The following is a 21,096-nucleotide window of genomic DNA, read 5'->3' as shown; positions in this document are numbered from 1 at the left end:
GTGGCGGTAGTCGCCCCCTCGAGAGGCCGAGTGGAGGTTCTGCGCAGTGGGCAACCCGGCATGGATGCCGGGTTAGCCGCCCCCGGCCAGGGATGGCCGATGGCGGCGGGCCCACGGAGCAGGACCGGAGCGAGGGCATGCCGAGCCTAGGCGAGGCACCGAACGAAAGGGGCAAGAGCGCTTTGGTTACTTTCGCGCTTTTCGAAAGTGACTCGCCGTAAGGGCGAAACCAATAGCCGCCATGACCACAACAACGGATATATACGCTTAAGTACGCATCCCCCGCCCACTAACCAACAACCGCGCACACCCGATATACAACACCACCGTCGCCACCAGCATGAACGTAATCGCCACACTGATCCTGATGTCCGAAACACCGAGGATGCCATAGCGAAACGCATTGACCATATGCAAAACAGGGTTTGCCAACGACACCGTCTGCCAAAACGGCGGCAACAACGAGATCGAGTAAAACACCCCGCCCAAATAGGTCAGCGGCGTCAGCACAAACGTCGGAATGATCGAGATGTCATCAAAGTTGCGCGCAAACACCGCGTTGATGAAACCCAGCAACGAGAAGATCGTCGCCGTCAGCACCACCACCAGAATGGTCACGCCCAGGTGATGCACCTGCAACTTGGTAAAGAACAGCGACAGCAACGTCACAATGAGCCCGACCATCAACCCGCGCAGCACGCCGCCCAGGGTGTAACCGATCAGAATCGTGTGCGGCGACACCGGCGACACCATCAGTTCCTCGATGGAACGCTGGAACTTGCTGCCGAAGAAACTCGACACCACGTTGCCGTAGGAGTTGGTGATCACCGACATCATGATCAGCCCCGGCACGATGTATTCCATATAGGTGAAACCACCCATGTCACCGATTTGCCGGCCGATCAGATTGCCGAAGATCACGAAGTACAAAACCATGGTGATCGCTGGCGGCAGCAGCGTTTGCGGCCAGATCCGGGTGAAGCGTTTGACCTCGCGATAAACGATGGTATTGAGCGCGACAAGATTGGGCTGCAGCTCGGAACTCATACCGCCACCTTCGACAGATTTTTCTCCACCAGGGACACGAACAACTCCTCGAGGCGATTGGTTTTGTTACGCAGGCTCAGCACTTCGATGTTCTGCTGCGCCAGTTGAGTGAACAGCGCGGTGATGCCCATGGACTTGTCGACCTGGACTTCAAGGGTATGGCCGTCGAGCAAACGGGTCGGGTAACCCAGCAACTGCGGCGCAACGCTCAGCATGTTTTTCGTGTCGAGCAGGAAGGTTTCCACATGCAGCTGGCCAAGCAGCTGTTTCATGCTGGTGTTCTCGACGATCGTACCGTGGTCGATGATGCCGATGTTGCGGCACAACTGCTCAGCCTCTTCCAGATAGTGCGTGGTGAGGATGATGGTGATGCCTTTCTGATTCAGCTCGGTGAGGAACGTCCACATTGAACGACGCAGCTCGATATCGACCCCCGCCGTCGGTTCGTCGAGGATCAGCAGGCGCGGTTCGTGAACCAGCGCGCGGGCGATCATCAAGCGACGCTTCATGCCACCGGACAGCGAGCGCGACGGTACATCGCGCTTGTCCCACAAACCGAGTTGGGTCAGGTATTGCTCGGCGCGTTCCTTGGCGATTTTCGGCGGGATGCCGTAATAACCGGCCTGGGTCACGACGATGTCGAAGGTTTTTTCGAACTGGTTGAAGTTGAACTCCTGGGGCACCACGCCGATGGAGCGCTTGAGCTGCGCAGGATTCTTGTCCAGGTCGTTGCCGAAGATATTCACTGTGCCGCTGGTTTTGTTCACCAGGGTCGAGAGAATGCCGATGGTCGTGGATTTGCCGGCGCCGTTAGGGCCGAGCAAGGCGAAAAAGTCACCTTCGGCGACGTCCAGATCGATACCACTCAGGGCCTGGAAACCGTTGCCGTAGGTTTTGGTTAGCTGCCGGATGGACAGAGCGGAACTCATATCGGATTTACGCACCAAGAAGGGAAGAAAGGGATCAATAAGGGCGGGCGGCGAGCATTGCAACCGCGGCGCATGAGCGCAATGGTGCTTGTCGCCGCCACACAAGTACAGTCAAGTGTGTCGATAGTGAGTATTAAGTCAACGCGGTCATGACGGCTTTCTTGTACGCCGCACGCTGCTTCAGCCGTGCATACCAGGCTTCCAGATGTGGCTGTGGGGCACGCTCGATTGGCATCTCGAACCAGGCATAAATGAAGCTGCCGAGGGGAATGTCGCCCATGCCGATTTCATCGCCGGACAAGTACGGTTTGGCCGCCAGAGCCTGATCGGCCATTGCCAGCAAGCCATTGCACTCTTTGATTGCGGCGTTGATGGCGGGCCAGTCCTGCTGGTCTGCCGGTGTGCGCAAGACGCCCCAGAACACGGTGCGGAACGGCCCGGCAAAACTTGAAGTGGTCCAGTCCATCCATTTGTCGGCAGTGGCGCGGGCTTTCAGGTCCGAGGGATACCAGGCGGTGTCGTTGGCGTGGCGAGCCATCAGGTAACGCACGATGGCATTGGATTCCCACAGCACGAAGCCGTCGTCTTCAATCACCGGAACGCGACCGTTGGGATTCATCGCACGATACTCGGGCGTATCGACCACACCAAAGGCGCCGCCTGCATCGATGGCTTCATAGGCCAGGCCCAGTTCTTCGGCGGCCCACAAAGGTTTTCTGACATTCGACGAATTTTTCCGACCCCAGATCTTCAGCATGACCGCCTCTTGATAGATGAATGCGCAGGCAGCATACGCCGGATCAGCCGCGACTCAAATCGCTCTGCATGTCCCCCAACAGCTGCGGCAACTGTTCGCTGAACAAGTGCGGATAGCACTTTTCCAGGTGTTCGAAAAAGAACGCCTCCGGCACATCGGTGAACTGACCGTGATCAATCAGGTACTCCATTAATTTCTCGCCGTCACGATTGAACGGGTGGAAAACGCTGTCGTTGATCCCGTCGAATTCCAGCGGCGCAACGTTGAACATTTCGCAGAGTTTCTGGTTGAACGCCGGCGTGGCTTTGACCCAGCGATCGTTCAGGTACAGCTCTGTATAACCATGCATGGCGAACACGTCACTCTTGAGCAATTCCAGCAAACGCGGGGTCGACAAGTGATTGCGCACATCGGCCAGGCCGATCCGCGCGGGAATCCCGCAATGCCGCGCCGCACCAGCGAGCAGCGTGGCCTTGGGCACGCAATAACTTTCGCCGGTCGCCAGCGCATAACTGCCGCGCAAGGTCTCTGGATCGCGGCTGAACGTGTAAGGGTTGTAACGCACGGCCTCGCGCACCGCGTAATAGAGATTGATCGCCTGCTCGAGCGGGTCGCGGTTACTGCCGCGATGTTTTTCGGCGAACTCCACCACCGACGGGTGGTCACTATCGATGAAGCGGCCGGGACGCAGATACTCGTGCATGAGGACAATCTCCTGGGGAAGCCACGAGTCTAGCGACAGGTTCAGCACAGAGATAACGACGTTTCGGCCAAACATGGACGCTTTGCCGCCCGCCCGGCGAACGATTTGCCCGGCCCGATGCCAATCGGTCCTACAAAACTCATCGAAGGTTTCCCACGATTTCAATCACCTCGCTCTGACCACCCTGTTTTGCGGATGCCGTCTAAGCTCTGAAGGTTGGTTTTGCCCTGGTTTCACGGAGGATTAAATATGCTGCTGTTGTGGATACTGGTTCTGGTTGTCGGGATTGCGTATTTAGCCCACCGCCGTATCGCCCCGCTGCCCGCCCTGTGCATCGTTGCCGTGTATGTGGTGTTGATGGGCGCCTTCAGCCACGCGCCAGGCTGGCTGTTGCTGGTGCTGTGGGTGCTGATCGCAGCGGTGGCGGCGCCCTTGCTGCTGCCTGACCTGCGTCGCAAGTATTTCAGTGCGCCGCTGTTCAACTGGTTCCAGAAAACCCTGCCGCCGATGTCGGAAACCGAACGCGATGCCATCGACGCCGGCACGGTGTGGTGGGACGGCGAACTGTTCAGCGGCCGCCCGGACTGGGACAAACTGCTGTCCTATCCCAAAGCTCAACTGACCGAAGAGGAACAAGCCTTCATCGATGGCCCGACCGATGAGCTGTGCGCGATGGTCACGGACTGGCAGATCGGCCAGGACATGGACCTGCCGGCCGAAGCCTGGACCCACATCAAGGAAAACGGCTTCTTCGCCCTGATCATTCCCAAGGAATACGGCGGCAAGGGTTTTTCTGCCTACGCCCATTCGCAGGTGGCCATGAAACTGGCGACCCGCAGTGGCGACCTCGCCTCCACTGTGATGGTCCCCAACTCCCTCGGCCCGGCTGAATTGTTGCTGCATTACGGCACCGATGAACAACGCAACCATTACCTGCCACGACTGGCGCGTGGCGATGACATCCCGTGCTTCGCCTTGACCGGACCACTGGCCGGCTCCGATGCCGGCTCGATGCCCGACACCGGGGTCATCTGCAAAGGTGAATGGGAAGGCAAGGAAACCCTCGGCCTGCGCCTGAACTGGGAAAAGCGCTACATCACCCTCGGCCCGGTCGCCACCCTCCTCGGCCTGGCCTTCAAGGCGTATGACCCGGACCACTTGCTGGGCGATGAAGTGGATCTGGGCATCAGCCTCGCGCTGGTCCCGACCGACACTGCCGGCGTCGAGATCGGCCGTCGTCATCTGCCATTGGGCGCTGCTTTCATGAACGGCCCGAACTCCGGCAAGGACGTGTTCATTCCGCTGGACTTCCTCATCGGCGGCCAGGACATGCTCGGCAAAGGCTGGATGATGCTGATGAACTGCCTGTCGGTCGGGCGCTCGATTTCGTTGCCTGCGGTCGGCACCGGCGCGGCGAAGTTCACCAGCCTGGTGACCGGTCAATACGCGCAGATTCGTGAACAGTTCAACGTACCGTTGTCGGCGTTTGAAGGTATTCAGGAAGCCATGGCGCGCATCGGCGGCAACGCCTGGATGATGGACGCGGCGCGGATGCTCACCGCCAATGCGGTGGACCTGGGCGAGAAACCGTCGGTGCTGTCGGCGATTCTCAAGTATCACCTTACCGAACGCGGTCGCGAGTGCATCAGCCACGCCATGGATGTGCATGGCGGCAAGGCGATCATCATGGGGCCGAACAATTACCTCGGACGCAACTGGAATGGCGCGCCGATCTTCATCACCGTCGAGGGCGCGAACATTCTCTCGCGCAACTTGATGATCTTCGGCCAGGGGGCGATTCGCTGCCATCCATTCGTCCTGAAAGAAATGGCCCTCGCCGGGCGTGAAGACAAGGATCAGGCCCTCACCGAGTTCGATGGCCTGCTGCTCAAGCACATCGGTTTTGCCGTGAGCAACGCTGCCAGCACACTGGTGCTGAACCTTGGTTTTGGTCAATTCGAACATGCACCGGGAGGCAAGCTCAGCCAGGGGTATTTCCGTGCGCTCAACCGTCAGGCGGCTGCGTTCGCCCTGCTCGCGGACTTGAGCATGATGTTGCTGGGCGGTGAACTGAAACGGCGCGAACGTCTGTCGGCACGCCTGGGGGATGTGCTCAGCAACCTGTACCTGGCCTCCGCCGCGCTCAAGCGTTACCACGATCTCGACTCACCGGAACACATGGCGCCGCTGTTTACCTGGGCCATGGAAGAAAGCCTTGGTCAGTCGGAACGCGCGCTGGATGAATTGCTGACCAACTTCCCGAACAAGGTTTTGGGCTGCCTGTTGCGGGTGATTGTGTTCCCGCTCGGTCGCCGTCACAAAGGGCCGTCGGACAAACTCGGTGCAGAAGTGGCCGCGGTGATTGGCCGGGCCAAGGGCGATCCAACCCTGGAAGAACTGCTCGGCGGATGCTTCCGTCCGCAGTCGGCCGATGACGCCGTCGGTGCCCTGCAACACGCGTGTGACCTGTTGAACGCGGTGCAGCCGGTGCAGAAAAAACTCCACATGGCGCTCAAAAGCGGTCAAGTCAAACCGGTTGCCGGGGAAAACGTTATCGACGCCGCGCTGGAGGCTGGGGTGTTGCAGCCGGTGGAAGCGCACAACCTGCGCAATGCCGAAGTGGCGCGGCGCAAGGTGATCGATGTCGATGATTTCGACAAAGAAGAGCTGAAGCTGGCCGAAGGAAGGGTCCGCTGATCCTGCTTGCGATGTAAAAAAGGGCGCAGGAGCTTTATACTCCCGCGCCCGTTTTGCTCTTGAGGACTTATCTCGTGTCCAACATCGTTGCCGATCATCTCGTTTTGCTCGACCATCTGCGCAGCATCCTGGTCGCCGTGGGTGAGGCCGATCAGGTTCCCGAAGAAAGCCATGCCTTGTTCCTGGAGCGCTTCGACGAACTGCGTGCATTGCTGCCGGTCGACCCGATCGAAAGCCAATACCTGGGCCAGGACATCCTGTGCCAGGTGATCACCCGTTACCCGCAAATCGCTCACCTGGTCCCGCGTGACCTGTTGTGGTATTTCGCCGGTGACTGCCTGCACTACATGCCCGATGATGAAATCGACTTGTATCAGGCGCTGGAAGAACGTCGCTTCGAAGCTGAACAGAACGACGAACCGTTCGACTGGAATCAGGAAAAGCAGTTGCTGGCGATGTCGAACGACGACAGCAAGCACTGATCCCCGGTCAGAAATGCAAAAGGCCCGTATGGTTGAACATGCGGGCTTTTTTTTGTACATCGCAGAGAAATGTGGTGACTGGGCGGACGCCTTCGCGGGCAAGCCTCGCTCCTACAAAGCTAGCGCCAGACCTGTAGGAGCGAGGCTTGCCCGCGAAGAGGCCCGTCAGAACAATCCATCACTCTCGGGCAACTCATATTCCGCCGCGCCTCTCCCTGGCTTACCCGGCTTGCTCAACGTCGGCTCCTTCCCAAGACACTCCACCAGATAGTCGATCAACACCCGCAGCTTGGGTGGCATATAACAGGTCGGCGAATGCAGCAACCACGCCCCGCCGTGGTACGACGCCAGAAACGTCCAGTCCGGCAGCACCTGCACGATCAACCCTTGCTCCAGCGCATAACGCGCGGTGAAGTACGGCAGGCTGCCAATCCCGATGTGTTGCAACACCGCGCCCAGCCGCACACCGGTGTGATTGGCGGCATATCGCCCACGCACACCGACGGTGACGGCCTTGGTGCCTTTCTTGAATTTCCAGCGTGCATCACTCGGGGTCTCACCCAGGTAGATGCAACTGTGGTTGAGCAAGTCATGGGGATGGGTCGGCGTGCCGTGCTCGGCCAGGTACTGCGGGGTGGCGCAGAGCAAATGGTCGATGGTCAGCAACTGCCGCCCAACCAGCCCGGCAGGCGGCCGATCAGTGATACGAATTGCCAGATCGACGTTGTCGTCGATCAAATCCACCTGACGGTCTTCGAGTAACAGCTCCACATCCACTTTGGGATAACGCCGCAGAAATTCCGGCATATGCGGGTGAATCACGAATCGTCCTACGGCTTTTGGCACGCTGACTCGCACCAGCCCTTCCGCTTCATGGGTGAACTGACCGCTGATTTCCATCACCGACTTGGCTGCGCTGACCATCTCCTGGCAACGCTTGAATACTTCCTCGCCACCGTCGCTCAGCCGCAGTTTGCGCGTAGTGCGTTGCAACAGGCGCGTGGCGAGTGCCTTCTCCAGACGCGAAATGCTGCGACTGACTGCCGACGGTGAAGAGCCCAGCTGACGCGCCGCTTCGGAGAAACTACCGGTCTCGACAACCTTGACGAATATCGCCATTTCACCGAGCAACGGCAGAGGAAGATTTATGCTCACAGCGCAACAGTCCTTTGATGTTTGAACGGATTATCACGCAATTCCACGCTTCATATAATAAAAAACAGAATCTTTAATGAGGACATGGAATATGACGCTTCGCCTCTTTTTCCATAGTGATGACCTCAAGGCTAACGTGGAAGTCCTCGATTGCACGCCGCACGAGAACGAATTCGCCGTGGTGCTACGCGCCACACTGTTCCACCCTCAGGGTGGCGGACAACCCTTTGACACCGGCTGGATCGGCGAAAGCCAGGTACTGCGCGTGGTTCAGGACCCGGACCGGATCATCCATTTCGTCGACCGACCCGTCCCTCTCGGCATGACCCAGATTCGCATCGATGAGCAACGTCGCCAGTTCAACGCACGGATGCATTCCGCCGGCCATCTGATCGGCCATTTCGTCCAGGCCATGGGCTGGATGCCGATCAAGGCGCATCACTGGCCGGGCGAGGGACGCGTGCAGTTCAAACCGGTGGATTGCGCGCAGGAGATTGACGCCCGGACCATCGAGACCGGCATTGAACAATGGATCGCCCACGACCTGCCGCGCCTGACATCGTTGCGCGAAGGCGCCCGGGAAATCGGTTTCGGTGAACTGCCCGCCTATGGCTGCGGCGGCACCCATGTACGTAGCCTGAAGGAATTGGGCACGGTCACGATCGCTTCCGTTTCGCAGAAGAAAGGAACGCTGTCAGTCCACTACAGCGTGGACTGAGCATTTGGACGATGCCGATTCCGGCATCGCCTGGCGCCGGGGGGCCTGCATTCGCGGGTTCCGTTGACTATCCGATAGATGGACCTGAACCATGATGCTTGACGTCGAGCGTCTCGATGAGACGTGCATAAAAAAACTGGCCAACGAAGAAGTCCTCGCCATCCGGGTCAAAAGTTTCCTGGCCCCGCCGCTGGCGATTCAGATCGGCGACAAGATTCTCGAGCCCGGTTTCGAAGGCTATATCAACGCACCGAGCATCGGTCGTATCGGCATGGCGTTTTATGAGGCTGAAAACCAGCCACTGCTGATCGAAGACTATTTCGAACGCGCCACGCGCAACATCGCGGAACTGCGCAACCGTTGCGCGCCCTACTCGTCCCCTGTCGACACCCTGCGCTGCATGCTCGATGAGTCCTGGCCGGCGGGCGCGCATCTGGAAAACCTCTACGGCCGCAAGATGTATGTCGGTTTGTCCCGAGTGGTGAAACCCGGCGTGTGCTTTCTGGCCCACCACGACATCTTCGCCAAGGACGCTCCCGACAGTTACCAGGCCAGAAGCCTCGATGCGCAGTTCGCCTGCAATGTTTACCTGAACATGCCCACCGAAGGCGGCGCGCTGCAGATGTGGGACCACGACATTTCTCCCGACCAGTTCGATGAAATGCGTGGCGACAGTTACGGCATCGATCCGGCGTTGCTCGGCGCTCCGATCCTGGAGGTCCTTCCGCAACCTGGTGATTTCATCATGTTCAATTCGCGCTGCATGCACTCGGTGACACCGGGCGTGGCCGATCCGCGCCTGAGCCTTTCTTTCTTTGTCGGCTATCGCGGCAATGCTTCACCCCTTACTTTCTGGAGTTGAGATGCAGTTTTCGAATTACCTGGGCGAGTTCCTGGCGCTGGCGACAATTCACTTTCTGGCCGTGGTCGCCCCTGGACCGGACTTTGCGGTCACCATCCGCCAGAGCGTGCGTTTCGGTCGGTGGGTAGGCATCTGTACGGCACTGGGCATCGGCGCGGGCATTTCCGTGCACGTGCTTTACACCCTGCTTGGCGTCGGCGCGCTGATGCACACCACGCCCTGGCTGCTGACTGTGGCCAAGGTGATCGGCGGGGCCTACATTTTGTACCTCGGTGTGAGCCTGTTGCGCAGCAAGCCTAAATCCGCGCTGGAAGGTGATAAAGAAGCCGACGAGCCGGTCGTCGAGCAAACGCTGCTGAAGGCGTTCACCACCGGGTTTCTGACCAACGCGACCAATCCCAAGGCCACGCTGTTTTTCCTGGCGATCTTCACCACCCTCATCAGTGCCACGACGCCGCTGAACATTCAGGCGCTTTACGGCCTCTGGATGTGTTTCGTGAACGCACTGTGGTTTGTCATCGTTGCCCTGTTCTTCTCCAGCAGCCGGGTGCGCGTGCTGTTCATGCGCATGGGGCATTGGTTCGAACGCACCATGGGGGTGATTCTGATCCTGTTCGCCGGGCGCCTGATTTTGTCGATGTAAAAACCCGCCCATGCAAAAGGCCCGCTCAGTCTGACTGGCGGGCCTTTTTTTCAGGCTTGGATACAAATTTTGCACAAACAAAAACGCCGCTCAATGAGCGGCGTTTTTGTGAATTTGGAGCGGGAAACGAGACTCGAACTCGCGACCCCGACCTTGGCAAGGTCGTGCTCTACCAACTGAGCTATTCCCGCAAATGGCGTCCCCTAGGGGACTCGAACCCCTGTTACCGCCGTGAAAGGGCGGTGTCCTAGGCCACTAGACGAAGGGGACACGCTGCCCGGAACACATGGTGTGTGTTTCGGTGCCCAGACCCGCATCCGAAGACTTGGTTCTGGTTTCACTCAGCCCTGCCCGAAAGCAACGCTGTTTAAAATTGGAGCGGGAAACGAGACTCGAACTCGCGACCCCGACCTTGGCAAGGTCGTGCTCTACCAACTGAGCTATTCCCGCATATTGGCGTCCCCTAGGGGACTCGAACCCCTGTTACCGCCGTGAAAGGGCGGTGTCCTAGGCCACTAGACGAAGGGGACACACGTACAACATTCACTCCCTACCGCGTTTCGCTGTGTGCTTTACGCTGTAAGTGGCGCGCATTCTATGGATGGATTGAGGGGTCGTCAACCCCCAGATATAAATTTATTTAAATCAATGACTTCGCCCTGCTTTGAGCGGCGAATACGGCTTTTTGCTCGCCCTGTGTTTGACGCCTATATTCTGACACCCGCCAAGACGTTATAGTCCACCCACGCAACAGATGATGGCAATGTGCACCACGCACACTATTACTTATATAAGCAGGTTTGCGGTCGATACAGGCATAAGCCTGTTCGTTTCAACCCGTCGAGCGGCCCTATGCGCTCCCCTGCCAAGCCACTACACTCGCACGCGAATCCCATAAAGAGGTCTTACCGGTGACACCACTCATGATCACCCTGCTAGTCGTAGCCGGGATCGCACTATTGATCGCCATTGGGTACATGAACCATGTGGTGGAAAACAACAAACTGGAAAGGGCCCGCACCAAGGTTGAACTCAACGACCGCCTGCGTCGCTGTGGCGAAATTACCGAAACGTTCCCTGGCCAGTTGATGACTCCGGCTCTCAAGCTGTTGTTGACTCGCCTGGAACTGAACGTCTGCCAGCGCCTGTTGAATCTGGAAAAATCCAGCGCCAACCTTAAGGTGCGGATCAGCGAACTGAACACCCTGGTCGCGCAGGGCGAATCGATCCCGGTCAACAACCCGCCGGCACCGATCCAGACCGAAGCCAAAGCCAAAGATGTACGCTTCCTGCTCGAGGCCCTGCACGGTCAGATCACCCGTGCGGCACAGGACGGTTTCCTGCCAACCAACGAAGCCAAACGCTGGATCCGCGAAGTTCGCCACATCCTGGTTCTGTTGCACATCGAATTCTTCAACAACCTCGGCCAGCACGCCCTGCAACAAAACCAGCCTGGCCAGGCTCGCCTGGCGTTCGAACGTGGTGTGCAATACCTGCGTAAACAACAGGAACCTCAGGTCTACGCCGAACAACTCGAATACCTGGAAAAGCTCCTGGCCCGCGCGAATGCACAAGTCATGGACAAAACTGCGCCGGCTGAAGGCGAAGTGAACCAATTGACCGAAGGCCTCAAAGACGTCGAGGCGGATGCGGACTGGAAGAAGAAAGTGATTTACGACTGAACACGGAAAGATGAAGAGCCACCGACAAGGTGGCTTTTTTTTGCGTTGAGTTTTAGCGGCGGGTACATCCGGGGAAGATTGGGCGGCTGTCAGGCCGTCATCGCCGGAACGCCGCCCGCAGCAAGCCGGCTCCTACAAAGGACGTGGTACATCCGCGAGAATCAGGTCGGTTGTCAGGCCGCCATCGCCAGCAAGCCGGCTCCTACAAGGGCGTGGTACATCCGCGAGAATCAAGTCGGTAGTCAGGCCGTCATCGCTGGCAAGCCGGCTCCTACAAAGGGCGTGGTACATCCGCGAGAATCAGGTCGGTAGTCAGGCAGCCATCGCCGGCAAGCCGGCTCCTACAGGGAATCGCGTTTGCTTTTGATTTTCACCACTCATCAGGCCGAGCGTTAGCTCGCCTTGCGCTTTTGATTTTGATCTGCCCGCCCCTTCGGGAGGCTGAGTGGAGGTTCTGCGCAGTGGGTAACCCGGCATGGATGCCGGGTTAGCCGCGCACGGCCAGGGATGGCCGATCGCGGCGGGCCCACGGAGCAGGACCGGAGCGAGGGAACGCCGAGCCTTAGCGAGGGGCCGGACGCCGGGGCGAGACCTTTTGGTTCCTTTTGGGGCGTTTGCCAAAAGGGACTCGCCGTAAGGGCGAAACCGTGAGCGGCCGTTACACCACGAATGGATATGTACACCAACAAGAGATAGGTCGGCTGTCAGGCCGCAATCGCCGGCAAGCCGGCTCCTACAAGAGCCAGACCGATCAGAGCCGGAAATGCCCGACCATCCCCTTCAACTCAACCCCCAACTGCGCCAACTCGATACTCGACGCCGCATTCCCCTGCATCGCCAACGAAGACTGATCCGCACTCGCACGAATACTGGTCACACTGCGGTTGATCTCCTCCGCCACGGAACTCTGCTCCTCCGCAGCCGCTGCAATCTGCTGGTTCATCTGCTGAATCAACGACACCGCCGCAGCAATACTGCCCAAGGCACTTTCGGTCTGAAGCGCATCACTGACCGCCAGTTTCACCAATTCGCCACTGCTCTGAATCTGATGCACCGACGACTGCGCCGCCGAACGCAAGGCGCTGACCAGACGCTCAATCTCCTCGGTCGATTGCTGGGTCCGCTTCGCCAGCGCCCGCACTTCATCGGCGACCACCGCAAACCCCCTGCCCTGCTCGCCAGCCCGTGCCGCCTCGATGGCCGCGTTCAGCGCCAACAGGTTGGTCTGCTCAGCCACACTCTTGATCACGCTGAGCACCGTGCCGATATTCTGAATCTCCGCACTCAGGCTCTCGATGCTGGAACTGGCCGAGGACGCCGAGTCGGCCAGCTGCTCGATCCGCGCCATGCTCTGGCGCACCACCACCTGGCCACTTTCGACCTTGTCGTCCGCCGTCTGCGCAGCCTGGGCAGCTTCTTCCGCGTTACGTGCAACATCGTGCACGGTGGCGGTCATCTGGTTCATTGCGGTTGCGACCTGCTCGGTTTCTTCTTTCTGACTGCTGACTTCAAGATTGGTCTGTTCGGTCACCGCCGACAGCGATTGCGCGGAACTGGCCAATTGTTCGATACCCGCCTGCAAACCGCTGACAATGCTGCTGAGCCCCGCGCCCATTTGCTGCATGGCCTGCATCAGTTGGCCGATCTCGTCCCGACGGGTCACTTCAACCGTCGCACTCAAATCGCCCGCGGCAATCTGCTGAGCCACACGGATAACACTGCGCAACGGCCCCACGATCAATCGGGTAATCACCCACGCCGCGATCAGCCCGACCAGCAAGGCCAGGGCCGATGAACCGATAATCAGCAGCGAATTCTTTTTCAGCTCGGCCTGCATCGACTGGTCTTCGGCGACATAGGCCTGATCCACCCGCTCCACCACCTGCGCGGCGCGCTGATGCAGCTGTTCATAGACGGTTTTTTCCTGCGCCAGCAGGCCGGTGTACTCGGCAAGTTTTTCGCTGAAACCGCCAATGTGCCCAACCACCTCATTGAGGACCGTCTGATAGCCCTCGTCCTTGACCGTGGTTTTCAACTGCTCGGCCTGAGCCAGCGCCTGATCGGCCTGCTCGATCTTGCCTTGGCTGGCACTGTCATCGCCCTTGCGGCTCTGGTCCAGACGCACGCGCGCCTCGTTCATGGCTTGCAACATCAGCCGCGATACCTGGCTGACCTGATTGGCCTGTTCGATGAACTGGCTACCGTCCTTGCCCTCGGAGTCCTTCAAGGTATAAGCGCCATCGTCGGCGAGACCGGCCTGCAACACATCAAGGTTGTTCGCGACGCTGGACACCGACCAACTGGCCATTTCCAGCGCCAGGTCCTTGGCCTGACTCAACGAGACAAATTCGTCAAACGCCTTGCGGTAAGCTCCCAGCGATTGCTCGACGTCGTTCATCACCGGAACGTTGGCCGGTGACTGCGCCTTGAGCTGGTTCGCCAGGACAACCAGGCCTTCAACGCCCTCGTGCAACGCAGTGACGATTTTCGGGTTGCCGTGCAAGGCGTACTCCTGCTCAAGCAACCGCACCTTGAGCAGGCCACTGTTGAGCGACGACATCTGTTTGAGCCCGTCGAAGCGCTGGCTGATGGTTTGCAGGGACCATACGCCGATGGCCGCCACCAGGGCTGTCAACAGCAGCACCAGCAGAAACCCGACACCCAGTTTTTTTGCCATACCGAGGTTGGCAAAACGTCCTTGCACGGCCGAAATCATTGCACTTAGTCCCCTGACATAGTCTGTTAACGCAGATTCGCAACGGGCCTGTGTCAACACAAGTCTCTGGCGTCGGAATAATGGCAAAAAGCTACGCCAACGTCGTTTTCAGAACGCTTGAGGTCGATTCAAAGCGGTGGCCTGAAAAAACGCCCGGGCTCGCGGATCACAGGCATAGGCCACATTGATACGCTGCCAGTCACCGGCCTCGCCGGCGGGACTGAAGGCTGTCGCGCAAGACAGCAGGACACCGTGGCGTCGAGCCTGAATCCGCAGGTGAGCGTAGTCGGACTTGCGCGATCGCGCCCAGATGAACAGGCCCCCGACGGGTTTGCCGAAGACCTCCCACTCGGCGTCTTCCAGCATCTGCAATGCGGCCTCTCGGTCACCGCTCAAACGCTGCCGCAGGCGCAGCACCAACTTGCGATAGGCACCGCTCGCCAACAGGCAGGCCAGCACCGACTCGCAAAACCCGGAAGTACCCAGGCTGCTGATCCTCTTGACCTCGGCCAGCCTCGATATGACTTCCGCTCCAGCCACTACAAAGCCGACCCGCAACGAACTGCTGAGAATCTTGGAATAGCTGCCGAGGTAAATCACGTTGTCATCGGTCTCCAGGGCAGCGAGCCGCACGCCCGGGCCACTGTGCAAATCCGCGTAGACATCGTCTTCGATCACCAGCGCGCCATGGGTTTTCGCCAGTTGCAGGACCCGCTCCGCCACCGCCGGCGCCAGGCTGCTGCCCGTCGGGTTGTGATAGAAGCTGTTGATGAACAATGCCCGGGGCTTGTTCTCCCGCAGCAGTACCGTGAGCGCTTCGATGTCCGGCCCGCGCGGCGTGCGCGGTACTTCGAGCATGTTGACACCGCGCAGCCTGAGCAACTCGAACAGCAAGGAATAACCGGGGCTTTCCACCACCACGCAATCACCTGGCTTGAGCAAAGTGCGCACGATCAGGTCAAGCCCCTGACTGGCACCCGCCGTTGTCATGATTCGACTTTCTTCTGCGGCGATATCCAGCAGCCTCAGGCGCTTGAGGATTTGCTGACGCAACGCCCGCAAACCCAACGGCGCGCTGTAGTTGAACAGCGCAGCCATGTCCGTGCGACTGACCTCACGGATCGCGTAGCTCAGGTCGTCGGTTTCACGCCAGCTTTCGGGAAGCCCGCCACTCCCCAGCGGCAGCTCACCCTCCCTGCTGTGTGAATTAACCTCTGCACCTTCTGACCACGGCGAGTCCGCAGCGACCAACGCCGGGGTTGCGACGACGAATCCCGCGCCATGACGTGGCGCCAGCATGCCTTGAGCCACCAGCCGCTCACAGGCCTCAACGACGCTGGTCTGACTTAGCAAGTTGACCCGTGCGATTTGCCGCGCAGAAGGCAAACGCGTCCCCGCCTCTATTTCGCTCTGACGCAGCCAGCAAGCCAGCGCGTCGACGATTTGCTGTACGACCGGCACCATTGCCTGTCGATCGATTCTCAATTCCATGAGCAAGCAAACTCCTGTTCGTTTCGCGGAAAACAGTTAATCACAGCAACGCGGGATGGGCTGTGCGACAACGCCGCCAAAACTCACGGATCTAACCATTTGAAACACATTGCCCGAGCCATTCCCCAGGCAAAAAAAAACCCGCATACGTGCGGGTTTTCTTGCGGTGCATGACCCGGCTTCAGAACGCCGTGACGCCACCATCCACCGCCAGCGAATGACCGGTGGTGAACGCGGCACCGTCGCTGCACAGGTACAGCACGGCACTGGCGATTTCTTCGACCTTGCCGATGCGACCCACCGGGTGCATGGCGCTGGCGAACTCGCCCTTCTTCGGATCCGCTTCATAGGCGCGGCGGAACATGTCGGTGTCGATCACCGCCGGGCACACCGCGTTCACGCGAATCTTTTTCTTGGCGTATTCGATTGCCGCCGATTTGGTCAGGCCGATCACCGCGTGCTTCGACGCCGCATAGATGCTCATCTTCGGCGCGGCACCGAGGCCAGCCACCGACGCCGTGTTGACGATCGCGCCACCGCCCTGAGCCAGCAACAATGGCAGCTGATACTTCATGCACAGCCAGACGCCTTTGACGTTGACGCCCATGATCGCATCGAATTCGTCGACCGTGCCTTCGGCCAGTTTGCCTTTCTCGATTTCGATGCCCGCGTTATTGAAGGCGTAGTCGAGACGGCCGTAGGTATTCACCACTTCGTCCATCAGATTTTTTACATCGCTTTCCAGGGTGACGTTGCAACGCACGAAGGTCGCTTCGCCGCCCGCCGTACGAATCAGCGCCACGGTGCCTTCACCGCCTGCGGTGTCCATGTCGGCCACCACCACTTTCAACCCTTCGGTGGCGAACGCTTGGGCGGTCGCGCGGCCGATACCATTGGCGGCGCCCGTGACTACAGCGACCTGGCCGGAAAACGTCATGCTCATTGTGATGCCCTCGAAGTGAAGAATGTGCAGGTTAGCGTGCACCAGTCTAGCCACAGGCACGACCCGCGCGGCAGCACTATCAGAAGCCCGGTTAAGCGACCATGAGTTGCAGTGATAAAACCACCAGACCGACTATCACTGCACTGGATCGATGTGCATTCGCCGCATCAGCCAAACTTGCGGGGTCGTCCATGAAGGTCTATCAACAAGGCTTCATTCATCTTGAGTGCCTGTCATGACTACCCAGACCAATCGCCAGTTCCTGCTCGCCAAACGTCCGGTGGGCGCGGCGACCCGCGAGACATTTACCTATCAGCAAGTCCCGGTCGGCGAACCGGCCGCGGGTCAGATCCTGGTCAAAAACGAATACCTGTCCCTGGACCCGGCCATGCGTGGCTGGATGAACGAGGGCAAGTCCTACATCCCGCCGGTCGGTATCGGCGAAGTCATGCGCGCACTGGGTGTAGGCAAAGTCGTAGCGTCCAGCCATCCGGGGTTTGCGGTCGGGGACTACGTCAACGGCGCCCTGGGTGTGCAGGATTACTTCCTCGGCGAGCCGCGTGGCTTCTATAAAGTCGATCCGAAACTGGCACCGCTGCCACGTTACTTGTCCGCGCTGGGCATGACCGGGATGACGGCCTACTTCGCCCTGCTCGATGTCGGCGCACCGAAGGAAGGTGACACCGTGGTGCTTTCCGGCGCGGCCGGTGCGGTAGGCAGCATCGCCGGGCAGATCGCCAAGATCAAAGGCTGCCGCGTGATCGGCATCGCGGGCGGCGCGGACAAGTGCAAGTTCCTGATCGACGAACTGGGTTTTGACGGTGCCATCGATTACAAGAGCGAAGACGTCGTCGCCGGCCTCAAGCGCGAATGCCCGAAAGGTGTGGACGTGTATTTCGATAACGTCGGCGGCGATATTCTCGACGCCGTGCTGAGCCGTCTCAACCTGAAGGCACGGGTGGTGATTTGCGGCGCCATCAGCCAGTACAACAACAAGGAAGCGGTCAAAGGGCCGGCCAACTATTTGTCGCTGCTGGTTAACCGCGCACGCATGGAAGGCTTTGTGGTGATGGACTACGCCGCACAGTTCGCAGCGGCCGGGCAGGAAATGGCCGGGTGGATGGCCAAGGGGCTGCTCAAGAGCAAGGAAGACATTGTCGAAGGGCTGGAGACGTTCCCGGAGACGCTGATGAAGTTATTCAGAGGCGAGAATTTCGGCAAGTTGGTGCTGAAGGTTTAACGCAATATCTGAAACCGCCCAAAAACCACTGTGGGAGTGAGCCTGCTCGCGATAGCGTTGTATCAGTCGACATCAATGTTGATTGATACAACGCTATCGCGAGCAGGCTCACTCCCACATTGGGATTTCAGTGTCTGATCAGGCGATTTCGGCTACGACGTCAGCCAACGCCTTGGCCGGATCAGCCGCCTGGCTGATCGGGCGGCCGATCACCAGGTAATCGGAACCGGCATCCAGTGCCTGACGCGGCGTCAGAATGCGGCGTTGATCGTCCTGGGCGCTGCCCGCCGGACGAATCCCCGGGGTCACCAGTTGCAACGACGGGTGAGCCGATTTCAAGGCCTGGGCTTCCAGCGCCGAGCACACCAGACCGTCCATCCCGGCTTTTTCCGCCAGCGCAGCCAGGCGCAACACTTGCTCCTGCGGTTCGATGTCCAGACCAATGCCCGCCAGATCTTCACGCTCCATGCTGGTCAGCACGGTCACGCCAATCAGCAGCGGTTTCGGACCGGAACGCTGATCGAGCACTTCACGACAAGCCGCCATCATGCGCAGACCACCGGAGCAGTGCACGTTGACCATCCACACGCCCATTTCCGCCGCGGCTTTTACCGCCATGGCGGTGGTGTTCGGGATGTCGTGGAACTTGAGGTCCAGGAACACTTCGAAACCCTTGTCGCGCAAGGTGCCGACGATTTCCGACGCGCAGCTGGTGAACAGTTCCTTGCCGACTTTGACCCGGCACAGTTTCGGGTCCAACTGGTCGGCCAGCTTCAGTGCGGCGTCACGGGTGGGGAAATCCAGGGCGACGATGATAGGAGTCTGGCAGACGGACATGTGCGGGCTCTCAGGCAGGACGAAATCGGCGCGCATTGTAGCGGAACCAGCGCGGCTGCGGGACCCGATGATCGGTAAATCGTCGTCGGCGCTCAGCCAAGCCTAGCCCTTTCGCCGATTGTGTCGAGACCGATACACTCACGACACGCCCACAACACCCTTCCCCGCTACCCTCGGCAGCCGCAACACGTCCTTACAGCACTTCCCGCCTCCGGGCCGGACGCCTATGCTGAAGCCACAACCTCGCAGCCCATCTTTGTGGTTGGCAGCCTACCTGGCAGATGAACGCACGCATGCACAACACCCACGCACCTGTGAACGACGATCAAAAAGCGCCCGGCGACGACAAACGCTGGAGCATTCGCGCCCTGATCGTCGACGATGACGTCCCGATCCGCGAACTGATGATCGACTACCTGGCCCGCTTCAACATCCACGCCAGCGGCGTCACCGATGGCGCGGCCATGCGCCTGGCGCTGCAAGCGGAGCATTTCGACGTGGTGGTGCTCGACCTGATGCTGCCCGGCGAAGACGGTCTGTCGCTGTGCCGCTGGTTGCGCGCCGAATCGGACATTCCGATCCTGATGCTCACCGCGCGCTGCGAACCCACCGACCGGATCATCGGCCTGGAACTGGGCGCCGACGATTACATGGCCAAACCATTCGAACCACGGGAGCTGGTCGCACGGATTCAGACCATTCTGCGTCGGGTGCGCGACGACCGCACCGAACAGCGTGCGAATATTCGCTTCGATAACTGGCGCCTGAACAGCGTGCTGCGCCAGTTGATCGCGGCGGATGGCCTGGTGGTGCCGCTGTCCAACGCCGAGTTCCGCTTGCTCTGGGTGTTCATCGAACGTCCGCGTCGTGTGCTCAGCCGTGAACAATTGCTGGATGCGGCGCGCGGTCGATCGATAGAAGCCTTTGATCGCAGCATCGACCTGCTGGTTTCGCGTCTGCGCCAGAAACTCGGGGACGACCCGAAAGCACCACAGCTGATCAAAACCGTTCGCGGCGAGGGTTACCTGTTCGACGCACGAGACATCGGCTGATGCGTGCGCGCTTCGATACGCTGTTCGGTCGCCTGTTTGGCGTGCTGCTGGTGGCGATCATCCTGGCGCATCTGCTGGCGTTTGCCTGGTTTCATCATTACGGCCCACCTCCGCCGCCGCCACCGCCCGAGTTCGCCCAAGGCTTCGACGGACCACGCCCGCCGCCGGACCCGCGTTTCGAAAACCGGCCACCACGGCCATGGTTCGGCGGGCCGTTGGTGCCACTTACCTTCCAGCTGATTTCGCTGATCATCGCCGCCTGGTACGGCGCCAAACTGTTGAGTCGGCCAATCCAGCGCCTGAGCGACGCCGCCGAGCGCCTGAGCGAGAACCTCGACAGCCCGCCGCTGGATGAGTCCGGCCCACGGGAGGCCCGGCAAGCGGCCTACACCTTCAACCTGATGCAAAAACGCATCATCGAACAGATGCAGCAGCGTTCGCGGATGCTCGGCGCGGTGTCCCACGACCTGCGCACGCCGCTGTCACGCCTCAAGCTGCGACTGGAACAGATCGACGACGACAAACTGCAAGGCCAGATGCGCCAGGATCTGGACGACATGATCAGCATGCTCGACGCCACCCTCACCTACCTGCACGAGCAGCGCACCAGTGAGGCACCGCAGTGGATGGACGTGCAGGCGCTGGTCGAATCCCTGAGTGAAAACGCCCAGGACCAGGGCTGCGATGTGCAGGCCAACGGCCATTGCGCACCGCTGCAGGTTCAACCGATGGCCCTGCGTTCATGCATCAACAATCTGCTGGATAACGCGCTGCGTTATGCCGGGCAGGCGCAGATCGTGCTTGAGGACAATCGCGAACACCTGGTGATTCGGGTCATCGACCATGGGCCGGGGATTGCGGCAGATAAACGTGAAGCCGTGTTTGAACCGTTCTTCCGCCTGGAAGGTTCGCGCAACCGCAACTCCGGCGGTGTCGGTCTGGGCATGACCATTGCCCGTGAGGCGGCTGAACGATTGGGTGGGCAATTGAATCTGGAAGAAACGCCTGGTGGCGGTTTGACCGCCGTCATCTGGCTGCCCCGCACCTGAATCCCCCCATAAATCCACTGTGGGAGCGGGCTTGCTCGCGAAAGCGGTGGGTCAGTCAACATCAATGCTGAATGATCCACCGCTTTCGCGAGC

General features: G+C 59.6%; 18 protein-coding genes, 4 tRNA genes and 1 pseudogene. 9 read left to right on the top strand and 14 right to left on the bottom strand.

What is annotated here, in order from left to right:
- Positions 1 to 267 precede the first annotated feature (267 nt).
- The 4 genes from KGB24_RS25650 to KGB24_RS25635 form a co-directional block, all read right to left on the bottom strand.
- On the bottom strand, positions 268 to 1,047 hold the full coding sequence (locus tag KGB24_RS25650) for an ABC transporter permease (protein WP_008032943.1): 780 nt from the start codon (positions 1,045 to 1,047) through the stop codon (positions 268 to 270).
- Complete coding sequence (locus KGB24_RS25645; RefSeq protein WP_008032944.1) at positions 1,044 to 1,976, bottom strand: ABC transporter ATP-binding protein; 933 nt, start codon at positions 1,974 to 1,976, stop codon at positions 1,044 to 1,046. Before KGB24_RS25645 ends, KGB24_RS25650 begins: the two co-directional genes overlap by 4 nt.
- A gap of 133 nt (positions 1,977 to 2,109) precedes the next feature.
- Positions 2,110 to 2,733 (bottom strand): glutathione S-transferase family protein, encoded by a 624-nt coding sequence (locus KGB24_RS25640; RefSeq protein WP_192420268.1) that lies wholly within the window; start codon positions 2,731 to 2,733, stop codon positions 2,110 to 2,112.
- A 43-nt stretch (positions 2,734 to 2,776) separates the two neighbouring features.
- A complete protein-coding gene (locus tag KGB24_RS25635; RefSeq protein WP_223416553.1) occupies positions 2,777 to 3,436 on the bottom strand; it encodes a transglutaminase-like domain-containing protein in 660 nt (219 codons plus the stop codon).
- Between the two features lie 249 nt (positions 3,437 to 3,685).
- Here KGB24_RS25635 and KGB24_RS25630 point away from each other — a divergent pair, with 249 nt between their 5' ends.
- Positions 3,686 to 6,133 (top strand): acyl-CoA dehydrogenase, encoded by a 2,448-nt coding sequence (locus KGB24_RS25630; RefSeq protein WP_223416552.1) that lies wholly within the window; start codon positions 3,686 to 3,688, stop codon positions 6,131 to 6,133.
- 74 nt (positions 6,134 to 6,207) lie between these two features.
- Positions 6,208 to 6,615, top strand: coding sequence for a PA2817 family protein (locus KGB24_RS25625; RefSeq protein ID WP_008032949.1), 408 nt, complete (start codon positions 6,208 to 6,210; stop codon positions 6,613 to 6,615).
- A 165-nt stretch (positions 6,616 to 6,780) separates the two neighbouring features.
- Here the strand turns inward: KGB24_RS25625 and KGB24_RS25620 are convergent, their stop codons facing one another.
- Positions 6,781 to 7,770, bottom strand: coding sequence for a LysR family transcriptional regulator (locus KGB24_RS25620; RefSeq protein WP_223416551.1), 990 nt, complete (start codon positions 7,768 to 7,770; stop codon positions 6,781 to 6,783).
- 91 nt (positions 7,771 to 7,861) lie between these two features.
- On the opposite strand from KGB24_RS25620, the gene KGB24_RS25615 reads away from it, so the two are divergent.
- From KGB24_RS25615 to KGB24_RS25605, 3 genes are all read left to right on the top strand, one after another.
- Positions 7,862 to 8,488: an alanyl-tRNA editing protein gene (locus KGB24_RS25615; RefSeq protein ID WP_223416550.1), complete on the top strand. Its 627-nt coding sequence runs from the start codon at positions 7,862 to 7,864 to the stop codon at positions 8,486 to 8,488.
- 91 nt (positions 8,489 to 8,579) lie between these two features.
- A complete protein-coding gene (locus KGB24_RS25610; RefSeq protein WP_008036716.1) occupies positions 8,580 to 9,350 on the top strand; it encodes a 2OG-Fe(II) oxygenase in 771 nt (256 codons plus the stop codon).
- 1 nt (position 9,351) lies between these two features.
- The gene (locus tag KGB24_RS25605; RefSeq protein ID WP_008032957.1) at positions 9,352 to 9,993 is read left to right on the top strand and encodes a LysE family translocator; all 642 of its coding nucleotides are present in this window, start codon (positions 9,352 to 9,354) and stop codon (positions 9,991 to 9,993) included.
- Between the two features lie 115 nt (positions 9,994 to 10,108).
- On the opposite strand, the gene KGB24_RS25600 is transcribed toward KGB24_RS25605, so the two are convergent.
- The 4 genes from KGB24_RS25600 to KGB24_RS25585 form a co-directional block, all read right to left on the bottom strand.
- Positions 10,109 to 10,184: transfer RNA gene (locus KGB24_RS25600), tRNA-Gly, on the bottom strand.
- A 3-nt stretch (positions 10,185 to 10,187) separates the two neighbouring features.
- Positions 10,188 to 10,263: transfer RNA gene (locus KGB24_RS25595), tRNA-Glu, on the bottom strand.
- A gap of 104 nt (positions 10,264 to 10,367) precedes the next feature.
- Positions 10,368 to 10,443 (bottom strand) — tRNA-Gly (locus KGB24_RS25590).
- Positions 10,444 to 10,447: 4 nt separating this feature from the next.
- A tRNA-Glu gene (locus KGB24_RS25585) sits at positions 10,448 to 10,523 on the bottom strand.
- A gap of 393 nt (positions 10,524 to 10,916) precedes the next feature.
- Between KGB24_RS25585 and KGB24_RS25580 the strand changes: the two genes are divergently transcribed.
- Positions 10,917 to 11,675 carry a hypothetical protein gene (locus tag KGB24_RS25580; protein WP_032829074.1) on the top strand — a complete coding sequence of 253 codons (759 nt, stop codon included), beginning with the start codon at positions 10,917 to 10,919 and terminating at the stop codon, positions 11,673 to 11,675.
- Positions 11,676 to 12,426: 751 nt separating this feature from the next.
- Here KGB24_RS25580 and KGB24_RS29510 read toward each other — a convergent pair.
- The 4 genes and pseudogenes from KGB24_RS29510 to KGB24_RS25565 form a co-directional block, all read right to left on the bottom strand.
- Positions 12,427 to 13,131, bottom strand: coding sequence for a methyl-accepting chemotaxis protein (locus tag KGB24_RS29510; protein ID WP_404943265.1), 705 nt, complete (start codon positions 13,129 to 13,131; stop codon positions 12,427 to 12,429).
- Between the two features lie 204 nt (positions 13,132 to 13,335).
- Positions 13,336 to 13,512, bottom strand: a pseudogene (locus KGB24_RS29505) (HAMP domain-containing protein); the annotation flags it as partial.
- Between the two features lie 987 nt (positions 13,513 to 14,499).
- Positions 14,500 to 15,882 carry a PLP-dependent aminotransferase family protein gene (locus KGB24_RS25570; protein WP_223416548.1) on the bottom strand — a complete coding sequence of 461 codons (1,383 nt, stop codon included), beginning with the start codon at positions 15,880 to 15,882 and terminating at the stop codon, positions 14,500 to 14,502.
- A gap of 181 nt (positions 15,883 to 16,063) precedes the next feature.
- Entirely contained in the window at positions 16,064 to 16,825 is a 762-nt protein-coding gene (locus tag KGB24_RS25565) for an SDR family oxidoreductase (protein WP_223416547.1), read from the bottom strand.
- 235 nt (positions 16,826 to 17,060) lie between these two features.
- On the opposite strand from KGB24_RS25565, the gene KGB24_RS25560 reads away from it, so the two are divergent.
- Positions 17,061 to 18,065, top strand: a complete 1,005-nt coding sequence (locus KGB24_RS25560; RefSeq protein WP_223416546.1) for an NADP-dependent oxidoreductase — start codon at positions 17,061 to 17,063, stop codon at positions 18,063 to 18,065.
- A 138-nt stretch (positions 18,066 to 18,203) separates the two neighbouring features.
- Here KGB24_RS25560 and pyrF read toward each other — a convergent pair whose 3' ends face one another.
- A complete protein-coding gene (gene pyrF, locus KGB24_RS25555) occupies positions 18,204 to 18,902 on the bottom strand; it encodes an orotidine-5'-phosphate decarboxylase (RefSeq protein ID WP_008029289.1) in 699 nt (232 codons plus the stop codon).
- Between the two features lie 293 nt (positions 18,903 to 19,195).
- Between pyrF and KGB24_RS25550 the strand changes: the two genes are divergently transcribed.
- Both KGB24_RS25550 and KGB24_RS25545 read left to right on the top strand, forming a co-directional pair.
- On the top strand, positions 19,196 to 19,954 hold the full coding sequence (locus KGB24_RS25550) for a response regulator (protein ID WP_008029291.1): 759 nt from the start codon (positions 19,196 to 19,198) through the stop codon (positions 19,952 to 19,954).
- Positions 19,954 to 21,003, top strand: a complete 1,050-nt coding sequence (locus KGB24_RS25545) for a sensor histidine kinase (protein ID WP_008029293.1) — start codon at positions 19,954 to 19,956, stop codon at positions 21,001 to 21,003. The genes KGB24_RS25550 and KGB24_RS25545 overlap by 1 nt, the downstream gene beginning before the upstream one ends.
- Positions 21,004 to 21,096 lie beyond the last annotated feature (93 nt).

Origin of the sequence: Pseudomonas sp. BF-RE-25, assembly GCF_019956105.1 — a bacterium.
GTDB lineage: Bacteria > Pseudomonadota > Gammaproteobacteria > Pseudomonadales > Pseudomonadaceae > Aquipseudomonas > Aquipseudomonas migulae.
Note: the sequence above shows the minus strand (reverse complement) of the source record. Positions and strands in the feature narration are given on the sequence as shown.